The sequence below is a fragment of the Bifidobacterium leontopitheci genome, from assembly GCF_009193355.1.
GTDB lineage: Bacteria > Actinomycetota > Actinomycetes > Actinomycetales > Bifidobacteriaceae > Bifidobacterium > Bifidobacterium leontopitheci.
The window spans coordinates 102,052-122,265 of record NZ_WBVT01000003.1; the positions used below are offsets into that span (position 1 = coordinate 102,052).

The following is a 20,214-nucleotide window of genomic DNA, read 5'->3' on the forward strand; positions in this document are numbered from 1 at the left end:
TTCGGGCGTAGCGTATGAACATGGACGAATCGCCGTCGGGGATGCGTGATGAGTCGGATTTCGAGGGCAATGCATGCGATGAGCTTGCCGGCGGGCTGCTGAGACTGTGCGAGCGCCGCGGGGCGCATATCGCATGCGCCGAATCGCTGACGGGCGGCCTGCTCGCGGACGCCTTCGTGCGGATCCCGGGGGCGTCCCGGGTGTTCCTTGGATCGGCGGTCACCTATGACATCAGGGCCAAGGCCTCGATTCTGGGCGTGGACCGTGACCTGCTGGAGCGTGAGGGCGCGGTCCACCCGGAGGTGGCCCGGCAGATGGCCGCCGGCGTGTCGCGGCTGTATGGCCAGCCGGAGTATGAGGGGCGCATCGTCGGGCTGTCCACCACGGGGGTGGCGGGTCCCGGACCCGATGGCGGCAAACCCGCCGGTCTGGTCTATGTGGGATGCCGCCTGCCAGGCGAGCTGACAGGCGATGGGCGGGATCTTCTGATCGCCAGGGAACTGCGGCTTGACGGTACGCGCGAGCAGGTTCGCAGGCGTACGGTGCATGGCCTTCTGTCAATCGTGAGGGAACTCACAGACGTTTCGCAGGAATAAAACCGACGTCTGACGGTTGATGAATGTAGTATCAGTCGGACAAGGCGAAAGGAGGGTCCCATGGAGATGATGACCCGAACTGGTGAACGGATGGACACGACGGGCATTCCGGTCGTACAGGCCGGAACCGCGCGTATGCGCGATTTGACCCCGGCGCAACGCCGTGCGGTGCTGTTCGCCCAGCAGCAGGTGCTTCGCGCGCGCGCCGCGAAAAAGGCCAAGGACGAGCGTCAGGCGGAAATCAACCGCATGCGTCTTGCGGAGGACTCCTTCGAGGAGAAGCCGCAGCCGGTGGTCGCGCCGCAGCCGGTCGTCCGCCCCGAAGGACGTGACGTGTCGTTGCGTGAGGCCATCGGACATGTGCTCCGGGAGTTGCGGACCCACGACAACAAGACGCTTCGTGAGGTCAGCGAGAAGGCCGGCGTGTCGCTTGGATACCTGTCCGAGGTGGAACGTGGCCAGAAGGAGGCCAGCTCCGAGCTGTTGAGCTCCATCGCCGGCTCCTTGGGGGTGACCACCGCGCAGATGCTGCGTATGGTGGCGGATTATCTGGATGCGGTGAGCCGTTAGCCGTCATTGGCAGGCGAGTTCGGCGGGGCCGTTCGCGGGCATGGGCAATGCCCGCGAACGGCCCCGCCGTATGCGCGGGGTGCGCCGCTGATGATGCGGGGCGATGGACGCGCGGCCGGGTACACTGTGATGCCATGCGTGAACGAGAATTCTGGGAACTGGTCGATGAGGTGTTCGGCCGCGGATACGGCCGCAGCGTGGTCAAGGACCAGCGGCTGGACGCGTTGGGCGGCAGGAGCGCGGCCGAGGCGCTCGACGATGGGGAACAGCCGCGCGTCGTGTGGAATGTGCTGTGCGACCATATGGGGATCGCGGACCCGCAGCGATGGGGGCATGGGCACAATGCGCCTCCGTTGCCGGCGCGCTAGACAATCCATGCCGTACGATTGCATGTTCGCATGGATGACACGCTGACAACCACGATTGTCGAACGGATGTTCGTCTATTGGTGTATGGTTATCCACAGGGCGGTGCGGTGACCCACGTGGAGGCGACACGCCGATGGAAGCCTTGCGTCGGAAGCGTTTCGCGGTGTCGATATCGGCGCCGGAGCGAAGCTCCGACCACAATGCCGGGTTCGGCTTGCCGAGCGCGGCACGTGAACCGTAGCGTGGAACCGCGTCATATTCCACGGATTCGCTCCGATGGGGGCCGGTATGGGCCGACGCGCCGCAATGATATGGGTAAAGGAGAATGAGATGGCAACACGTACCACGGCGAAGGACGGCACGAAGGCCGCGAAGTCCTCGGCGACGCGACCCGCTGCCGACAATGGCGCCGCCGATCACGGCATCGACCCGCGGCGCAAGGCCGCGCTTGATTCCGCGCTTGAGCAGGTCGAGAAGAACTTCGGCAAGGGCTCGGCCATGCGCCTTGGCGACAAGCCCATGCAGAACGTCGAGGTGATCCCGACGGGATCGCTGGCCTTGGATCTGGCGTTGGGCATCGGCGGCCTGCCTCGTGGCCGCATCGTGGAGATTTACGGACCTGAATCGTCTGGCAAGACGACGCTGGCGCTGCATGTGGTGGCCAACGCGCAGAAGAACGGCGGCGTGGCGGCGTTCATTGACGCCGAGCACGCGCTCGACCCGGTGTATGCGCGTCATCTGGGCGTGGATACCGACTCGCTGATCGTCTCCCAGCCGGATAACGGCGAGCAGGCGCTGGAGATCGCCGACATGCTGATTCGTTCCGGCGCGCTTGACGTCATCGTCATCGATTCGGTCGCGGCTCTGGTGCCGAAGGCGGAGATCGAAGGCGACATGGGGGACAGCCATGTCGGTTTGCAGGCCAGGCTCATGAGCCAGGCGCTGCGCAAGATGACGGGAGCGTTGGCGCAGGCCAACACCACCGCCATCTTCATCAACCAGCTGCGCGAGAAGATCGGCGTGTTCTTCGGCAGCCCCGAGACCACGACCGGCGGCAAGGCCCTGAAGTTCTATGCTTCCGTGCGCCTTGACATCCGCAGGATCCAGACCATCAAGAACGGTGACGAGGCGGTCGGCAACCGAACCAAGGTGAAGGTCGTCAAGAACAAGATGGCGCCGCCTTTCAAGTCCGCGGAATTCGATGTCCTGTATGGCGAGGGCATCTCCAAGGAAGGCTCCGTGCTGGACATGGCGTTGCAATGCAACGTGGTCAAGAAGTCCGGTTCGTGGTTCACCTATGACGGCGACCAGCTCGGGCAGGGACGCGAGAACGTCCGCAAGTTCCTCAAGGAGAACCCGGATGTCACCGAAGAGATCGGCAACAAGGTCAAGGCCGCCTTCGGCCTGATCGAGACGCCGGACCAGCTCGCCGAAGGCGACGACGAACAGGCCCGGAACGATGTCGGCGAGCAGGGGCAGGCGCAGCCGGTGGATGGCGGTGACAAGTCCGCCAAGACCGCATGATCGAGGTCGGCGAGTTCCTCGCCGCCCATCCGCCGAGGATCGGCGGCGAGCAGGACCACTTGCGCGACGTTCCGGTGCAATTCGGTTCGGCACGGCTTGACTCTTCGACGGCACGGCCGGCGGGGGCCGCTTCGGACGCCGTATCCACTCAGGACGCCGCAGCAGCCCGGAACATCGCGCCGGCTGAGGGCTTCGAGTCGTCGGAGGAAGCCGGGTCGGCGGAGCACGGACCGTCTGGCGATGCGTATGCGGTTCCCGTGTTCGGCGGCACGGGAACCGGGCGTGGCATGGCCCGGAATGTCGGCGGAGGATATTCCGGCGGACGGCGAACCGGCGGATACTCCCGTCACGGCTCCCGTCGTTCCCGTTCCGCGGGGAGAGGCGGGTTTGCCGGCAATCCCGGGACCAAGACGGAGTCGGCCCATGAGCGGGACGACGCCCGGGATGCCGATGCCTGCCGTGAGGCGGCGCTGCGTCTGCTGGATGCGGCGCCGCGCCCTTCCGGTGCGTTGGCCGAACGATTGCGCGGCAAGGGATATGATGCCGATGTCGTGGAGCGGGTCGTGGCCAGGCTGGTCGAAGTCGGTCTGGTGGACGACGAGGAGTATGCGCGCTCCGCGATTCGGTACTGTGCAGGCCGTCTTCTCGGATACCGGGGAACGTTTGCGGAGATGACGCGCAAGGGCGTCGAAAGGTCCCTCGCCAGGCGCGTGTGCGATCAGGCGCGTGACGAGGGCGTGTTCGAGGAATGCGCCTGGGAGCTGGGACGCCGCTATGCGGCGAAGACGCAAGGGCTTGAGCCTGAGGTGCGCAAACGCCGGTTCTGGTCGGCGGGCGGCCGCAAGGGGCATGATCCGGCAATCCTGCGTGAAGTCGCCCACGACTGCTTCGACTGAAGGGAAACCCGTATCGGGGGAGACCGGCCTGGCGGATCCGGCCGGAAAACAGTGATGTGAGACCCCCGATACCCCGGGTTCTGTCGCGTGTCGCCACGCGGATGACCATCCATCTCGACCTGACGTTGCCGTCAGGCTCTAGCGGCCTACCCGATGGCACGGGCGAGCAGCCCTTACCGCCATCTGCTTGGCCTTGCTCCCGATGAGGCTTGCCATGCGGCCGACTGTTGCCAGCGGCCCGGTGGTCTCTTACACCGCCGTTTCACCCTTACCCGTCGAGGACGGGCGGTCTGTTCTCTGCTGCGCTATCTCTCAGGTCGCCCTGGGCGGACGTTATCCGCCATCGTGCTCTATGGAGCCCGGAAGTTCCTCAGCCTTGCCAAATGAATGACGCGGCCGCGGCCATCTGGGGGTCTCAGGGGATTCATTATACATACGGGCCGGAGAAACGCCGTTCCGATGGGCAACCGACACATTCAACCATGCCTACGTTACGAAACACTGGGAAAAAAGAAACTTATTTCTTTTGGCGAGTTAGCCGGCCGTTCACCCGATGTTCGGCTACAATGAAACATACCCGGGCGGTGAAGAAGCCGTCCGACACACAACCAGCGGGTGACACCGCTTGAGTCCAGGGAGGTCAACATGGAAATCGTCGTAACCGGACGTCATACGCAGGTCAAGCAGAAGTTCCGTGACGTCGTCGAAAGCAAGATGAATCGTGTGACCGCTATCGCTCCGGACGCGCAGCGCGCGCAGATCGTGCTGACGCACGAGGGCAATCCGCGTCAGGCCGACACCGCCAAGCGCGTCGAGATCACCGTGATCGCAGGCAGCACCGTGGTTCGCGCCGAGGCTTCCAGCACGGACGAGTTCAGCGCGCTGGACATGGCGCTCGACAAGCTGACGCTGCGTCTGCGCCGTGCCCGCGACCGTCGCAAGGACCACCGCCGCGGCTACATCAACCCGGTGCCGGTCGATCTCGGCACTGTCGCGCCCGAGCCGGAGCCCGAGGAGGAAACCGAGCCGGAAGAGCCGAACAACAGCCCCGAGGCGGCCGTCGCCTCCGATCTGGGACCGGGCGAGTCCGTCGAGGTCCAGGTCGGCGACACGCCGATTGTGATCCGTCGCAAGCTGCACATCGCAGAGCCGATGAGCATCGACGAGGCGCTGTACGAGATGGAACTGATCGGACATGACTTCTTCCTGTTCGTCAACAAGGCGACGGGACGTCCGTCCGTCGTCTACCACCGCCACGGCTGGAGCTACGGCGTGTTCGAGATCGACACCCCCGAGAACGTGAAGGCGGCGAAGGAGGAGTAGCCAGCCCCGACAACGCATGATGTGGCCCGTTCGGAAACAGTGGTCCGGACGGGCCACATCGTTGTGAGGGGAACAAAACAGGACGTTCGTCAGGCGGACGTCATGGGCGGAGCGAATCGCCAAAATCCGTGTGTCCGCCTATCATGAATGAAGTTTGTGCCTGATGCCGGGCATCAGGCTATGCTCGTTGACGTACGAAAGCTAAACAGGGAGCGAATGTGGTAGATATCGTCGACAAAGCCCTTCGAATGGGAGAAGGGCACCAGCTCAAGAAACTGGAGAACGTGGCCAAGGCCGTGAACGCCCTTGAGGATGAGATTTCAGCGCTGTCCGATGAGGAGCTGAAGGGCCAGACCGCCAAGTTCAAGCAGCGTCTGGACAACGGCGAGAGCCTTGACAAGCTGATGCCGGAGGCGTTCGCCACGGTGCGTGAGGTCTCCAAGCGCACCCTCGGCCAGCGTCACTTCGACGTCCAGCTCATGGGTGGCGCCGCGTTGCACTGGGGCAACATCGCCGAGATGAAGACCGGTGAAGGCAAGACCCTGGTCGCCACGCTGCCCAGCTACCTCAACGCGCTGGAGGGCAAGGGAGTCCACGTCGTCACCGTCAACGACTACCTCGCCAGCTACCAGAGCGAGCTGATGGGCCGCATCTACCGCTTCCTCGGCATGAGCGTCGGCTGCATCATCACCGACCAGAAGCCTGCCGAGCGCCGCAAGCAGTACAACGCCGACATCACCTACGGAACCAACAACGAGTTCGGCTTCGACTACCTGCGTGACAACATGGCGTGGGACAAGAGCGAACTGGTGCAGCGCGGCCATCATTACGCCATCGTCGACGAGGTGGACTCCATCCTCATCGACGAGGCCCGTACCCCGCTGATCATCTCCGGCCCCTCCGAAGGCGACGTGACCCGCTGGTACCGCACGTTCGCGCGTCTGGTCCCCAAGCTGACCCGCGACGAGGACTACGAGGTCGACGAGAAGAAGAAGGTCGTCGGCATCCTCGACCCGGGCATCACCAAGGTCGAGGACTTCCTCGGCATCGACAACCTGTATGAGCCGAGCAACACCGCGCTCATCGGCTACCTCAACAACGCCATCAAGGCGAAGGAGCTGTTCCTGCGCGACCGCGACTACGTGGTCACGCACGGCGAGGTGCTCATCGTCGACGAGCACACGGGCCGCATCCTGCCCGGCCGCCGTTACAACGAGGGCCTGCACCAGGCGCTCGAAGCCAAGGAGAACGTGGAGATCAAGGCCGAGAACCAGACCTTCGCCACGATCACCCTGCAGAACTACTTCCGCATGTACGACAAGCTCGCGGGCATGACCGGTACGGCCGAGACCGAGGCCGCCGAGTTCATGGGCACCTACAAGCTGGGCGTGCTGCCGATCCCGACGAACAAGCCGATGATTCGCAAGGATCAGGACGACCTCATCTTCCGCACGAAGAAGGAGAAGCTCGCCGCCATCGTCAAGGATGTGGCGAAGCGCCACGCCAAGGGCCAGCCGGTGCTGCTCGGCACCGCATCCGTCGAATCCTCCGAGGTCGTCTCCTCGCTGCTTGACGTCGCCGGCATCCCGCATCAGGTGCTCAACGCGAAGCAGCACGCCAAGGAGGCCGCGGTTGTCGCGGTCGCCGGCCGCAAGGGCGCCGTTACCGTGGCCACCAACATGGCAGGTCGTGGTACCGACATCATGCTCGGCGGCAACGTCGAGTTCCTCGCCGACGCCAAGCTCAAGTCCGAGGGCTACTCGCCGGAGGACACGCCGGAGGAGTACGAGAAGCGTTGGCCGGGCACCCTCTCCGAAGTCAAGGAGCAGGTCAAGGACGAGCATGAGGAGGTCGTCAAGCTCGGCGGCCTGTACGTGCTCGGCACCGAGCGCCACGAGTCCCGCCGTATCGACAACCAGCTGCGCGGCCGTTCCGGTCGTCAGGGCGATCCGGGCGAGTCCCGCTTCTACCTGTCGCTGGAGGACGACCTGATGCGCCTGTTCAACACGCAGCTCGTCGCCCGCGTCATGGCCAAGGGCATGCCGGAGGGCGAGCCCATCGAGTCCAAGAGCGTCTCCAAGGGTGTACGCAGCGCACAAAAGGCCGTCGAATCGCGCAACTTCGAGATTCGTAAGAACGTGCTCAAGTACGACGACGTGATGAACAAGCAGCGTACCGTCATCTACTCCGAGCGTCAGGCCGTGCTGAAGGGCGAGGACATCCACGAGGATATCGAGCGCTTCATCGGCGACACCGTCGAAAGCTACATCAAGGGCGCCCAGAAGGGTTCCGACAAGCCCGCCGAGTGGGATTGGGACGGCCTGTTCAAGGCGCTGCGCACCGTCTTCCCGATCGATTTCGATCAGGACGAGGCCAAGGACGCGGCAGGCAAGCTGAAGGGCGAGAAGGCCGTCGCCGCCGTGCGTGACGCCATCGTCGCGAAGGCCAAGGACCAGTATGAGGAGCTCGAAGGCAAGGTCGGCAAGGAAGGCATGCGCCAGCTCGAGCGCCGCGTGGTGCTCGCCGTGCTCGACCGCAAGTGGCGTGAGCACCTCTATGAGATGGACTACCTCAAGGACGGCATCGGCCTGCGCGGCATGGGCCAGCGCGACCCGCTGGTCGAGTACCAGCGCGAAGGCTTCCAGATGTACAACTCCATGATCGAGGCGATCAAGGAGGAGTCCGTCCAGCTGCTCTTCCACGTGGACGTGCAGCAGGTGGCCCGCACCGAGGACCTGACGACCGAATCTGACGAGGACGCCGCCGTCGACCAGGCGGAAGCCGAAATCGGCATCACCTCCTCCGCCGATGAGGACGCCGATGCCGGTGAGGTCTCCACCGACGCCGCCGGCCCCGACGAGGACGGCGAAACCGAGACCGAGGCCGCCGAAGGCGAAGTCGAGGAGGAGGACGCGGAGACCGCCGCCGCCATCGCCGAATCCGCCAAGGCCTCCGAAGCCGGCGAAGCCACTGCGTCGATCGTCGGCCCGGCGCCGATCAGCCACGCTGAAGGCAAGGTCCCGACCTCCAAGCGTCCGAAGAACGTCGAGCTGAAGACCCCGTGGGCCGACGGCCGCACGTTCCCCGGCACCGGCAAGAACGCCCCCTGCCCGTGCGGTTCGGGCCGTAAGTACAAGATGTGCCACGGCCAGAACGAGCAGTGATTCGCTGTCATCGGCGGCTATACATGGCTGCCGATGACGAGACACCGCTGACGGAGCGGAAACATCACTGACGACAATCACTGACGACAGTGGATGAGGCCTTCCCCTGACAACAGGGGAGGGCCTCATTTCGTATGTCCGGAATACGGAAGCGCATCCTGCCTCCGCGTTACGGCGGCACTTTCAGATCCTCCGGCTCGGTGAAACGCCGACGCCATAGGCAATCGCATTCTGCTATATGGAAGAACCACGGCCACGCAATACGCCGCGGCTACAATGAGGGCCATAGCCGTCAGCAGACGCGAAGTCGTCAAGGAGGAACAATGGACGAGATCACATGGAAGTCGATTCTCACCACGCTGGTTGGAGGACATCACCTGAGTGCAGAGGAATCCGAATGGTTCGTCGATGATCTGATGCAAGGCAACGCGAACCCGGCCGCCGTCGGCGCCGCGCTCGCCATGCAACAGCAGCTGGGCCTGACCGCGGCCGAAGTGTCCGGCGCGGCGAAGGCCATGGTCGCCCACGCCGTACCGCTTGACGTCTCCGGCGAGACGACCGACATCGTCGGCACCGGCGGCGACGGTTTCTCGACGGTCAACCTGTCCACCATGGGTTCGGTCGCGGCCGCGGCGGCCGGCGTGAAGATCGTCAAGCACGGCAACCGCGCCGCATCGTCCAAGTGCGGCGCCGCCGACGTGCTCGAGACGCTCGGCCTGCCGCTGAATCTCACCCCGAAGGCAGTCGCCGAAGTGGGCGACGAGGTCGGCATCACCTTCGCCTTCGCGCGCACGTTCCACCCCGCCATGCGCTATGTCGGTCCGATCCGCGCCGCGCTCGGCATCCCGTGCGTGTTTAATGTGCTGGGACCGCTCACCAACCCCGCCAAGCCGGCCCATGTGGCCATCGGTTGCGCCAAGCGCGAGATGAGCCCGATCATGGCGGCCGTGTATGCGGCCAACGGCCAGAGCGGCATGGTGTACACGTCCCATGAGGGCCTTGACGAGCTTGCCCCCACCGGCCCGGTCTCCGTGTGGGAGATCCGCGACGGCAAGGTGAGCGAGACCGACTTCGACCCGACCACGGACCTCGGTCTGGAGAAGATCGACGTCACGCAGCTGCGCGGCGGAGAGCCGGAGGTCAACGCCAAGGCGTTCCGCGACTTCCTCGCCGGCCGTGACATCCCCGCACGCACCACGGCGCTGCTGAACGCCGCATCCGCCATCGTGGCCGACGGGCATCTGGCCGGCGAAGGGACGCTGGCCGAACGGTTCCGCACCGCATACGACCTCGCGCAGCAGGCCGTCGACTCCGGCAAGGCCGAAGCGCTGTTCGAGCGCTGGATCGCCACAGCGCAGTCCAAGGTCGACAAGGACTGAACGGCCTGACCTGAGCCGCCGGGCCCTGACCGGGCCATGCCCGTATTCCGGCGCCGTCGGTGGCCGGCGATGCCCCTTCTTTCGCATCGCCGGCCCTGTGACCGACTTACGGAAACACGTGATGCCGGTGTGCGTCATGACCGGACGCAAGCAAGAGTCCGGACCGCGACGCGCACCGGCATCACGTCATCATAGGGATAATCGGCCGGAATCAGACCCGGGCGCCGTCATCGAACGGGCCGGAACGGGTCTCACTGTGCCCCTTATGCCGCAGAATCAGGCCGGCGCCGCCGATCAGTGCGCAGAAGCCGAACACGGAGCCAAGCACCATCGCCAGTGCCGGCACGAACACCGAGGCGATGATGCCGCCGATGCCGCCGACCAGCAGGATCCACAGCACCAGCGTCGTGGCGTTCACCGGGCCGATCTTCGGATTCGGCGGCACGAAGTCGTCGCCGTACCGGTCCATCACGTCGTCGGTATCCAGCCAGCTGCGGCCGACATGGTCACGCGGGCCTCGGTCGCGGTCGCCTGCGGGAGAGCCGTCGGTGAACGCCCGTGCGTCAAGGTCCGCGACCGACAGCAGCGCCTCCTTCTCCTTGCGTTGCGCGTGACGTTCGAACCGGCGCGCGTTGCGCGACGAGGCGACGTCCTGCAGGTCCTCGGCGTGTTCGGCGGCGAACGTCGCCCAGTCGAGGTCGGCGTCCGTGCCGCCGCTCGCTGCACGGCCATTATCGGGGTCGTTGCCGTTGCCGGTATCGTGGGGGCTGGTATCGTGGTGTTCGGTCATACTTTCCACTGTAATCAAGCGGCCAGTCAAACCGCGCAGGAGGCAATCATGCTCTACTGGTTCTTCGTCAAAGGATTCGGTTGGATCGCCCGCCGTCGCATGGGGCCCACCGTGCATGGGCTTGAGAACATCCCCCGTGAAGGCGGCGCAATCATCGCGGCGAACCATCTCGCCGTCATCGACGACGCCCTCATCCCGATCACCTGCCCGCGCATGGTGCATTTCATGGGCAAGGCCGAATACTTCGAAGGCAAGGGCATCAAGGGCAAGTTCAAGAAATGGTGGTTCACGTCCGTGGGCGTGTTCCCCGTCGACCGTTCCGGCGGCAACAAGTCGCTCGGCGCACTCGAGCACGCGCGCGAGATCATCGAGGATGGCCATTTGTTCGGCATCCACATCGAGGGCACGCGCAGTCCGGACGGTCGCCTGTACAAGGGTCACACCGGCGTGGCGCGCCTCGCACTGGAGACCGGCTGCCCGATCGTGCCGACCGCGCTCATCGGATCCGACAAGCTCCAGCCCATCGGCACGACCATCCCGAAGAAGGGTCGCACCCAGGTGATCTACGGCAAGCCGATTCATGTGGAGAGGAAGGCGGCCGACGAGATCACGCACGATGACCTGCGCGGGCTCACCGACCGTCTGACCGCGGAGATCCAGAAGCTCAGCGGACAGGAGTACGTGCCCGAATACGCGCAGAAGGTGAAGGCGCAGCTCAAGGCGCAGAAGGAGGCCGTTCAGGCGGCTGCGGAAGGCCAGTCGGGCGCGGATGGGAAGACCGCAGACTGAGCGCTGACCTGACTGCCGACGCGGACGCGGTCGAACCGGGCGAGAAGCGGCCGCACGGTTGAATGATAGGGATCGATGGCGTCCGTCGGAACGTTCCCGTGCGTCCGGTTGCCTGGTCGTTTGACGCCGCGGCGCCGGGAAGCCCCGGAACCGGTGAGGCCCGGCACGGATTCGTTTCCGTGCCGGGCCTCACCGGTGATTGCCGCTGCCATCCGATGCCGGATCGGCCGCGCTCAGACGACCGTCAGCGTGATCACGGTCTTCTTGCCGTCCTTGTCGCGTAGCCGTGTCTTGCCGCTGGCGCTTTGCTGTTGCACCAGGCCGAGGATGTTCAGCCCGTTCGTCTTCACCTCGAAGCCCAGCGATTCCAGCGTCTTGGTGGCCTCATCCTTGCTCTTGCCGACCAGGTTGGGCACGTCGGCCGTCTCCGGTCCCTTGGAGACGACCAGTTCGGCGGAGTCGCCCCAATGCAGCTGCGTACCCGAATCAGGGGAGGCCGAGATCACGCTGCCGGCGGCCACGCTGTCGCTGTTCTGCTCGGTGATCGTGGTCTTGAGCCGTGCGTTGTCCAATGCGGTCATCGCCTCGTCCTTGGTCTTGCCGACGATATCGGGCATGGTGACCGGCATCGGCCCCTTGGACAGCACGACGGTGATGGCCGTGTTGTGGTCGAGCGTCTCGCCGGGCTTCACGGATATGCTCTGCACCACACCTTCGGCAAGGTCCATGGAGTACTCCTCCTTCGACTTGTCCTCGGTGATGTTCGTGAAGCCCGCCGCCTTGAGCGCGGTGATCGGGTCGCGGCCGTTAGCGGTCGTCGGATCGTCGACGCCGGCGGGAACGGTCGCCTGCTTCACTCCCATGGAGACCGTGATGGTGACCCGGCCGTCATGCCGCTTGCTGATATGCGTGCCGACCTGCTTGGGGCTGGCGGAGATGATCTTGCCCTTCTCCACGGTGTCGCTGTAGTCTTCGGACACGGTGAACGGGATGTTCGCCACGTTGAGCGTGCTGCGGTATTCGTTCCAGGAGGCCCCGACGATCGAGCAGTTCGCCTGCGCGGTGCAGGTGACGTCGCTCGGTTGCGGCAGCGTCCAGTAGCTGCCCGGCCCCAGGTAATACCACCATGCGCCGGTGCCGCCGGAAGCCGCCGCAAGCACCAGAACGACCACGAGCGTGATGATCAGCGGCTTGCGGCTGCGTTTGCGCGGCTTGTCGTTCGCGTGCTGCGCGGTGCCGCCATCAAGCGGCTTGACGTCCATCAGACCGATGATCTGCGTGGGTTCGCGCGTATCGAGATCGCCGATGACCTGGGTGGCCACGTCGTTCGGAGAGGACAGTCCGTCACGCCCCTTCGGCATGACGGCCGTGGGCTTCGGCTTCGCGCTGACGACTCGCGGCGACGAGCCGGCGCCCGGCAGCGTGTCGTCGATGGCCGCGTCGTCCTGCGAGGACGGCCCGCCTGCGGATGGGGGCAGCACCGTGGTCGCGGCGTTGCCTTCAAGAGGCCCGTGCGTCCCGAACAACGGGGGGACGGGCGGATCCGGCAGCGCGCCCACCAACGCCGGCTCGGTGGCGTCGCGCAAATCGCCGGCAGGCTGTCCGTCCGCGCCCGCATCCGCGGCCTTCCGGACCGGCTTGCGGTAGCGCCATGCGTCCATCGGCAGCTCGGCGGTCATCTGACGAAGCTCCTGCAAGGCGTCCGCCGCATCCGCGGGACGCTTCTCGACCGCGCGGGCGGTCAGATGAGAGACGAACGCGGCGACATGCGAATCGATGCCGGGGCAGACCGTCGTCAGCGACGGCACGTCCTCATGCACATGCTTGAACACCATGGTGACCGGATTGTCCGAGACGAACGGCACATCGCCGGTCAGCATCTCCCATGCCATGATGCCCACGGAGTACAGGTCGCCCTGCATGGTGGCCTGATTGTCCTCGATCATCTCGGGCGCGAGATATGCCGCGGTGCCCAGCAGCATGCCGGTGGAGGAGAGCGTCGCCTGCGAGGCCGCCTTGGCCAGGCCGAAATCGGTGATCTGCACATGGCCGCGGTCATTGATGAGGATGTTCTCCGGCTTGATGTCGCGATGCACCACGCCGACGCGATGAGCGGCGGCGAGGCCGTCGAGCGTCTCGGAGACGATGCGCAGCGTCTCGCGCACACTGAACGTGCCCTGCAGGTTCATGTCGTGCCGCAGATTCACGCCGTGGACATACTCCATGACCAGATAGTCGAGCCCGTTGAACTCGCCGGTGTCGTACACCTGCACGATGTGCGGGTTGGCGATGGACGCCGCCGACTTCGCCTCGCGGTGGAACCGTTCCACGAACTGGGCCCTGTGGGCGCCCTGGGCGAGCTGTGTGTGCATGATCTTGATGGCGACGCGCCGTTCCAGCCGCGTATCGACCGCCTCGTACACCGTCGCCATGCCGCCTTCGGCGATCTTGCGCACAATGCGATAGCGGCCCTCTATCGTCTGCCCTTCAGGCGTGGATGCGACTTCACTCATGATTGTATAGTACGGTTCCTTCGTCCTTGATTGCTGTCTTCCAGTGTATACGTTGGCGAAAACTCTACGCTTCTACGCTTCCACGGTCGGCACGAACCTGCGGCACGCCTCCACGAGCGTTCCCTCGACGTCGGCTGGCAGCCGCAGCTCGCCGATCGCCGCGTGCGCCCGGTCCCAGAGCGTGCGGATCCGCCGGCGTGAGCGGTCGATGGCGCCGGTCGCCTCGAACAGCGCGATGGCCTGCCGCACGTCGGCGTCGTCGCGCGCGGTCGCCTCGAACAGGTCGATCAGCGTCGTTCGCTGGCTTTCGTCGGCCGCGGCGATCGCGTCGGCGAGCAGCACGGTGCGCTTGCCTTCGCGGATGTCGCTGCCGATGGGTTTGCCGGTGTTGCGGCTCGAGCCGATGACGTCCAGAAGATCGTCCGCCAGCTGGAACGCCTGGCCGAGCGGCAGACCGATCGCCATGGCGTGACGGTCCGCGACGCCGGGGTCGGCGCCGGCGGCGAGCAGAGCGAACCGCAGCGGGGCGATCGTCGTATAGCTTGCGGTCTTCCAGCGGAACACGTTCAGCGACGCCTGGACCAGCCGCTGGGGGTCGTCCAGCGGATTGAGCTCCACGGCCAGATCCAGCACCTGGCCGATCTCCACCTCGCGGTGCATGGCGAGGAACGACGTCACGATCGCGTCGGAGGAGACGAGTCCGCGGGCCGCCTGGTTCGCCAGGTCGACGCTCGCCGTGGCGAGCAGGTCGCCGAGCATGATGCCCAGCCCCTTGCCGATCGTGGCGTTGTGCGCCGCAGACGCCAGCGCCTTGTGCGCGGACGGCTTGCCGCGGCGCAGGTCGGACTCGTCGATGATGTCGTCGTGGACGAGCGCTGCCGTCTGGAACAGCTCTATCGCGCACGCCAGATCGAGGACGGATTCGCGGTATCCGGGCGTGTCGTGATGCCGCCGGTCCACGGCGTCGAACGCGTCCAATACCAGCCGGGCGCGCAGACGCTTACCGCCTTCGCTGGAGGCCACGGCCTGCCTGGAGACGGCGTCGGCGAGCATCCGGCATGAAGGCGCGATCTCCTGGCCGGCCTCCATCGACATGAAACGGCGTACGGCGTCGACGATCCGCGACTCGATCAGGGACAAATCAGAGGAAACAGTCATACCTAGAGGTTATCCACAGGGTTTTACGAATACAAGAACCCAGTCATTGCAAGGCTCGCGAACCTCCGACCACAAGGGCCGTGCAAAGTGGCGCCGCGGCCCGCGATGCGGCATAGTGGAAACCACGGCCGTAAGGGGCGGCCGTACGCCGGCGGGCCATCCGCCGGCCCACGACCCAAGGGGGACGGCCATGCAGGAACATGAACAGCATCACAACGGCCAGGCGCTGGGCGTCGAAGTCCAGGACGCTCCGGCTTCACATGCGAACGCCGATGCCATACGGGAGGACCATATGGAGCATCTGTGCGACGAGTACCGGCGGCACAGGCGCGAGGAGGGCGCCACCAAGGCGGCGCGGCAATGGATCGACCGTCCGTTCGAGGCGTGGCTTGCCGGGTTCGGCGGTGACGGCACGGCTCTTGACGACGAGTCGATCGCGGCGCTGTCCGCGGCGATGGTGGTCTCGCTGCCGGTGCGCGACGCCATGATCCTTTCACTCATCGCTCCGGAGAGCTGCGGCGACAAGGCGATGATGATCCGGTTCGCCTCCAGTCCGCACGAGCCGCAGGTGCAGGTGCGCATGTGCCGCGAACTGCAACGCGCGTTCCACGACGACTCCCACCGGCCGGATCTGCAGCGCTGCCAGCGTGGCGCGGACATGCTCGCCGACATGATCGTGCGCCTGCCGGACCGGTTCGCCGTGCAGCCCATGGTGATCCTCGCCTACGTGATGTGGTGGATCGGCGATTCGCGGGCGGCGGCGTTCGCCCTGCACTGCCTGTCGGTCGACGATGACTGCACGCTGGCGGCGATCATCTGCTCGGCCGTGCACCGGGGCATCATGCCGGCATGGATCGGGCGGCAGTGATGGGGACGCGCCGGCGCCGGCCGACAAGCCCGACGGGATGACTCGCCTTGCGGGAATAATCGTCCTTGGAAGATGGTTAACTCACTAGTTGACGATTTGCTCTTGCCAGAAGTGCGCCCATTATGGTATAAGCACATCCGGCAGGACGGTTCAGGAGGATGAGTTTGGCCACGAAGGACACGATGACCGCCCAGGCATCGGGCGAGACGAATGCCTCGGTGCTATCCGGCACGCCGTCATCTGATATGACGGCATCCGATAAGGCGTCATCCGGTAAGAGGAAGCCATCCGCAAAGACGACATCCAGCCGAGCCGCAAAGGGCTCAGGCGCGCGCACGAGCGCCGCACGAAAGAAGGAGACCGTTACGGCAACGAACAAGACGACAGCGACGAAGACCGCATCCGACCAGGCCGCTCAGGACGGCGACGCGAAGCCGGCTTCCGACGCCTCCGAGAAGAAGACCACGAGCCGTCGCAAGACCACGACGCGCCGCGGATCGGCCTCCAAGTCCGCCAAGGCGACCGGTTCGACGGGCAAGAAGTCCACGTCCGGGACCCGCTCGCGTGGCTCGCGCAAGGCCGTCAAGGACGAGGAAGCGAAGCCGAAGTCCGTGGACGTCCTCGACGACGACGCCACGGACGATCTGGACGACGTGCAGGTCGACGAGGAGAACCTGGACGACGATTTGGACGGCGACCTCGACGAAGACGGTGACCTGGACGACGACCTCGATGGCGCGGATGACTCCGACGATGGCGAGGACGATGATTCCGACGACTCCGACGACGGCGAGGAGACGGCCCACAAGGAGCCGGAACAGCCCAAGGAGAAGGGCGCCTTCGTCGTGCGCGACGATGACGACGACGAGAACCTGACGCCGTCCGGCAACCCCAAGCGCCGTGTGATCGCCGCCGGCGCCACCGCCGATCCGGTCAAGGACTACCTCAAGCAGATCGGCCGCGTGAGCCTGTTGAACGCCGAGCAGGAGGTGGACCTCTCCGAGCGCATCGAGGCCGGCCTGTACGCCCAGCACCTGCTGGACACCGAGTCCGACAAGATGGACTTCAAGCGCAGGCGCGAGCTCAAGTGGGCCGCGTCCGACGGCAAGAAGGCCAAGGACCATCTGCTGGAGGCCAACCTGCGACTCGTCGTCTCGCTGGCCAAGCGCTACACCGGCCGCGGCATGCTGTTCCTCGACCTCATTCAGGAAGGCAATCTGGGCCTGATCCGCGCCGTCGAGAAGTTCGATTGGAAGAAGGGCTTCAAGTTCTCCACGTACGCCACCTGGTGGATTCGTCAGGCCATCACGCGAGCCATGGCCGACCAGGCGCGCACCATCCGCGTGCCCGTGCACATGGTGGAGGTCATCAACAAGCTGAGCCGCGTCCAGCGTCAGATGCTGCAGGACCTTGGCCGCGAGCCCACGCCGGACGAGCTGGCGCGCGAGCTCGACATGCCGGTCGAGAAGGTGCAGGAGGTGCAGAAGTACGGCCGCGAGCCGATCTCGCTGCACACCCCGCTCGGCGAGGACGGCGACTCCGAGTTCGGCGACCTCATCGAGGACACCGACGCCATCGCCCCGTCCGACGCCGTGGCGTTCTCGTTGCTGCAGGAGCAGTTCAATCAGGTGCTCGAGACCCTCTCGCCGCGTGAGGCCGGCGTCATCAAGATGCGCTACGGCCTCGAGGACGGCCAGCCCAAGACGCTGGACGACATCGGCCGCGTGTACGGCGTGACCCGTGAGCGCATCCGCCAGATTGAGTCGAAGACCATGTCGAAGCTGCGTCACCCGTCGCGCTCGCAGACCCTGCGCGACTTCCTCGATCAATGATCCGTTGACCACGAGGCTCCCCTGAAGAGGGGAGCCTCGTCGTTTGCATTGCTGTAAGGAGAACCATGCCCGAATCCTACAGTGCCGACAGTCTCACCGTGCTCGAAGGCCTCGACGCGGTGCGCAAGCGTCCCGGCATGTACATCGGCACCACCGACAGCCAGGGCCTCATGCACTGCCTGTGGGAGATCATCGACAACTCCGTCGACGAGGCGCTGGCCGGGGCCTGCGACCATATCACCATCACCCTGCACGACGACGGGTCCGTCGAGGTCGCCGACAACGGCCGCGGCATCCCGGTCGACGTCGAACCGAAGACCAAACTCACCGGCGTCGAGGTGGTGCTCACCAAGCTGCACGCCGGCGCGAAGTTCGGCAACGCCTCCTACAACGCCGCGGGCGGCCTGCACGGCGTCGGCTCGTCCGTCGTCAACGCGCTGAGCTCCCGACTGGACGTCGAGGTCGACCGCGACGGCAAGACCCATCACATGGCGTTCCATCAGGGCCACCCCGGCGTCTACACGGACGCCGACCCCGCCCACCCGTCACCCGACTCGCCGTTCAAGCGCACCCGAAAGAACCGTCCCACCGAGCTCGAGATCATCGGCAAGGTGAGCCCCAAGACCACCGGTACGCGCATCCGCTACTGGGCGGACCCCGAGATCTTCAACGACACCGCGCGGTTCAGCTACGACCAGCTCATCGACCGCGTCCGTCAGACCAGCTTCCTGGTGCCGGGCCTGCGCATCACCGTCATCGACGAGAACATCCCCGAAACCGGTGACGAGACGGTCGACGAGATGCTGGAGGTCGACGCTGCTCATGACGATGTCTCACTTGACGACGTCTCACGTGACGACGTTGCGGCCGCCGTCGGCACCGTCGACGGCGTAACCGAAGCGGAAGGCGACGGGCAGACCGCCTTGGCAGACGCGCCATCCGGCGCAGACGTTCACCAGGACGCCGCAGAGGCAGGCAACGCCGCGGTCGCCATCGCCAAAGCCGACGCCGCACGGCATACGCACGCCCGCGTCGAGGAGTTCCGCCACACCGGCGGCGTCAAGGATTTCGTCGACTTCCTCTCGGCGGGCGAGCCGGTGTCCGACATCTGGCGCATCCAGGGCGAGGACACGTACGAGGAGGAGACCCAGGCGGTCGGCGAGAACGGCGAGCTGCACGCGCGCAAGGTCACCCGCACCTGCGGCGTCGACATCGCGCTCAGGTGGGTGAACGGATACGACACCGTGATGCGCAGCTTCGTCAACGTGGTGGAGACGCCCGGCGGCGGCATGCACGTCGACGGCTTCCTCGCCGGCATCACCAAGCAGATCCGCAAGACCGTCGAGGACAACGCACGCAAGCTCAAGGTCAATCTCAAGGACAACGCGCAGAAGATCGAACGCGACGACATCATGGCGGGCCTCGTGGCCGTCGTCACCGTGCGCATCGCCGAACCGCAGTTCCAGGGGCAGACCAAGGACGTGCTCGGCACCGCGCAGGTGCGTCCGATTGTCACCCGCATGACCGACAAGCAGTTCGGCGAACTGATCACCGGCTCCAAGCGCGGCTACAAGGAGCAGTCCGGCCGCGTGCTCGAGAAGATCGTCGGCGAGATGCACGCGCGCATCCAGGCGCGCAAGACCAAAGAGGTCACGCGCCGCAAGAACGCGCTCGAATCCGCGTCCATGCCGCCGAAGCTCTCCGACTGCCAGCCGGGCAACGACGACGTGGCCGAACTGTTCATCGTCGAGGGCGACTCCGCGCTCGGCACCGCCAAGGCCGCCCGCAATTCGGGCTTCCAGGCGCTGCTGCCGATTCGAGGCAAGATCCTCAACGTGCAGAAGGCGTCCCTGAGCCAGATGCTGTCCAACAAGGAGTGCGCGGCCATCATCCAGGTGGTCGGCGCGGGGTCCGGTGCAAGCTTCGACATCAGCCAGGCGCGCTACAACAAGGTCATCATGATGACCGATGCCGATGTGGACGGCGCGCACATCCGCATCCTGCTGCTCACCCTGTTCTACCGGTACATGCGGCCGCTCATCGAGCATGGCCACGTGTACGCAGCCGTGCCGCCCCTGCACCGCATCGCGCTGGCTGGGTCGCATAAGGGCGAATACATCTACACGTACTCGGACGACGAGCTGGCGGGCAAGCTCGCCGACCTCGAGAAGCGCGGCATCTCCTACAATCCCGACATCCAGCGGTACAAGGGCCTGGGCGAGATGGACGCCGACCAGCTGGCGGACACCACCATGGATCCGCGCACGCGCATGCTGCGGCGCATCCGCATGGAGGACGCCGCGCAGGCCGCGGGCGTCTTCAGCCTGCTCATGGGCGATGACGTGCCGCCGCGCAAGCAGTTCATCGTCGACAACGCCGACGACTTCGACCGCTCCAAGATCGACACCTGATTGTGGAGGCGGGCATGGCGTTTATCTGCAATA

15 protein-coding genes and 1 other RNA gene are annotated in these 20,214 nt (G+C 65.5%); 12 read left to right on the forward strand and 4 right to left on the reverse strand.

Annotation, left to right across the window (positions count from 1 at the left end; all coding sequences use genetic code 11):
- Window positions 1-14: 14 nt before the first annotated feature.
- From F7D09_RS01795 to F7D09_RS01815, 5 genes are all read left to right on the forward strand, one after another.
- Window positions 15-596, forward strand: coding sequence for a CinA family protein (locus tag F7D09_RS01795; RefSeq protein ID WP_376862793.1), 582 nt, complete (start codon window positions 15-17; stop codon window positions 594-596).
- A 60-nt stretch (window positions 597-656) separates the two neighbouring features.
- A complete protein-coding gene (locus F7D09_RS11655; RefSeq protein WP_226835849.1) occupies window positions 657-1,166 on the forward strand; it encodes a helix-turn-helix domain-containing protein in 510 nt (169 codons plus the stop codon).
- 134 nt (window positions 1,167-1,300) lie between these two features.
- The gene (locus F7D09_RS01805) at window positions 1,301-1,534 is read left to right on the forward strand and encodes a DUF3046 domain-containing protein (protein ID WP_152233723.1); all 234 of its coding nucleotides are present in this window, start codon (window positions 1,301-1,303) and stop codon (window positions 1,532-1,534) included.
- Window positions 1,535-1,864: 330 nt separating this feature from the next.
- Entirely contained in the window at window positions 1,865-3,058 is a 1,194-nt protein-coding gene (recA, locus tag F7D09_RS01810; protein WP_152233724.1) for a recombinase RecA, read from the forward strand.
- A 287-nt stretch (window positions 3,059-3,345) separates the two neighbouring features.
- Window positions 3,346-3,954 carry a regulatory protein RecX gene (locus F7D09_RS01815; RefSeq protein ID WP_193312275.1) on the forward strand — a complete coding sequence of 203 codons (609 nt, stop codon included), beginning with the start codon at window positions 3,346-3,348 and terminating at the stop codon, window positions 3,952-3,954.
- 53 nt (window positions 3,955-4,007) lie between these two features.
- Here the strand turns inward: F7D09_RS01815 and rnpB are convergent.
- Window positions 4,008-4,372: RNase P RNA component class A (gene rnpB / locus F7D09_RS01820), an RNA gene on the reverse strand.
- Between the two features lie 227 nt (window positions 4,373-4,599).
- Between rnpB and hpf the strand changes: the two genes are divergently transcribed.
- The 3 genes from hpf (at window position 4,600) to trpD (ending at window position 9,820) form a co-directional block, all read left to right on the forward strand.
- Window positions 4,600-5,277: a ribosome hibernation-promoting factor, HPF/YfiA family gene (gene hpf / locus F7D09_RS01825; RefSeq protein WP_152233725.1), complete on the forward strand. Its 678-nt coding sequence runs from the start codon at window positions 4,600-4,602 to the stop codon at window positions 5,275-5,277.
- 218 nt (window positions 5,278-5,495) lie between these two features.
- The gene (gene secA / locus F7D09_RS01830; RefSeq protein WP_152233726.1) at window positions 5,496-8,441 is read left to right on the forward strand and encodes a preprotein translocase subunit SecA; all 2,946 of its coding nucleotides are present in this window, start codon (window positions 5,496-5,498) and stop codon (window positions 8,439-8,441) included.
- Window positions 8,442-8,764: 323 nt separating this feature from the next.
- On the forward strand, window positions 8,765-9,820 hold the full coding sequence (gene trpD, locus F7D09_RS01835) for an anthranilate phosphoribosyltransferase (RefSeq protein ID WP_152233727.1): 1,056 nt from the start codon (window positions 8,765-8,767) through the stop codon (window positions 9,818-9,820).
- Window positions 9,821-10,031: 211 nt separating this feature from the next.
- Here the strand turns inward: trpD and F7D09_RS01840 are convergent, their stop codons facing one another.
- The gene (locus F7D09_RS01840; protein ID WP_152233728.1) at window positions 10,032-10,610 is read right to left on the reverse strand and encodes a cytochrome c-type biogenesis protein; all 579 of its coding nucleotides are present in this window, start codon (window positions 10,608-10,610) and stop codon (window positions 10,032-10,034) included.
- A 48-nt stretch (window positions 10,611-10,658) separates the two neighbouring features.
- Between F7D09_RS01840 and F7D09_RS01845 the strand changes: the two genes are divergently transcribed.
- Window positions 10,659-11,399, forward strand: a complete 741-nt coding sequence (locus tag F7D09_RS01845; RefSeq protein ID WP_152233729.1) for a lysophospholipid acyltransferase family protein — start codon at window positions 10,659-10,661, stop codon at window positions 11,397-11,399.
- A 233-nt stretch (window positions 11,400-11,632) separates the two neighbouring features.
- Here F7D09_RS01845 and F7D09_RS01850 read toward each other — a convergent pair whose 3' ends face one another.
- On the reverse strand, window positions 11,633-13,912 hold the full coding sequence (locus F7D09_RS01850) for a Stk1 family PASTA domain-containing Ser/Thr kinase (RefSeq protein WP_152233730.1): 2,280 nt from the start codon (window positions 13,910-13,912) through the stop codon (window positions 11,633-11,635).
- Between the two features lie 72 nt (window positions 13,913-13,984).
- Window positions 13,985-15,070, reverse strand: coding sequence for a polyprenyl synthetase family protein (locus F7D09_RS01855; RefSeq protein ID WP_152233731.1), 1,086 nt, complete (start codon window positions 15,068-15,070; stop codon window positions 13,985-13,987).
- A gap of 190 nt (window positions 15,071-15,260) precedes the next feature.
- Between F7D09_RS01855 and F7D09_RS01860 the strand changes: the two genes are divergently transcribed.
- From F7D09_RS01860 to F7D09_RS01870, 3 genes are all read left to right on the forward strand, one after another.
- Window positions 15,261-15,938, forward strand: coding sequence for a DUF4192 family protein (locus tag F7D09_RS01860; RefSeq protein ID WP_152233732.1), 678 nt, complete (start codon window positions 15,261-15,263; stop codon window positions 15,936-15,938).
- Window positions 15,939-16,102: 164 nt separating this feature from the next.
- Window positions 16,103-17,770 (forward strand): RNA polymerase sigma factor, encoded by a 1,668-nt coding sequence (locus F7D09_RS01865; protein ID WP_376862816.1) that lies wholly within the window; start codon window positions 16,103-16,105, stop codon window positions 17,768-17,770.
- Window positions 17,771-17,835: 65 nt separating this feature from the next.
- On the forward strand, window positions 17,836-20,181 hold the full coding sequence (locus F7D09_RS01870; protein ID WP_152233733.1) for a DNA gyrase/topoisomerase IV subunit B: 2,346 nt from the start codon (window positions 17,836-17,838) through the stop codon (window positions 20,179-20,181).
- The last annotated feature ends 33 nt before the right edge of the window (window positions 20,182-20,214 follow it).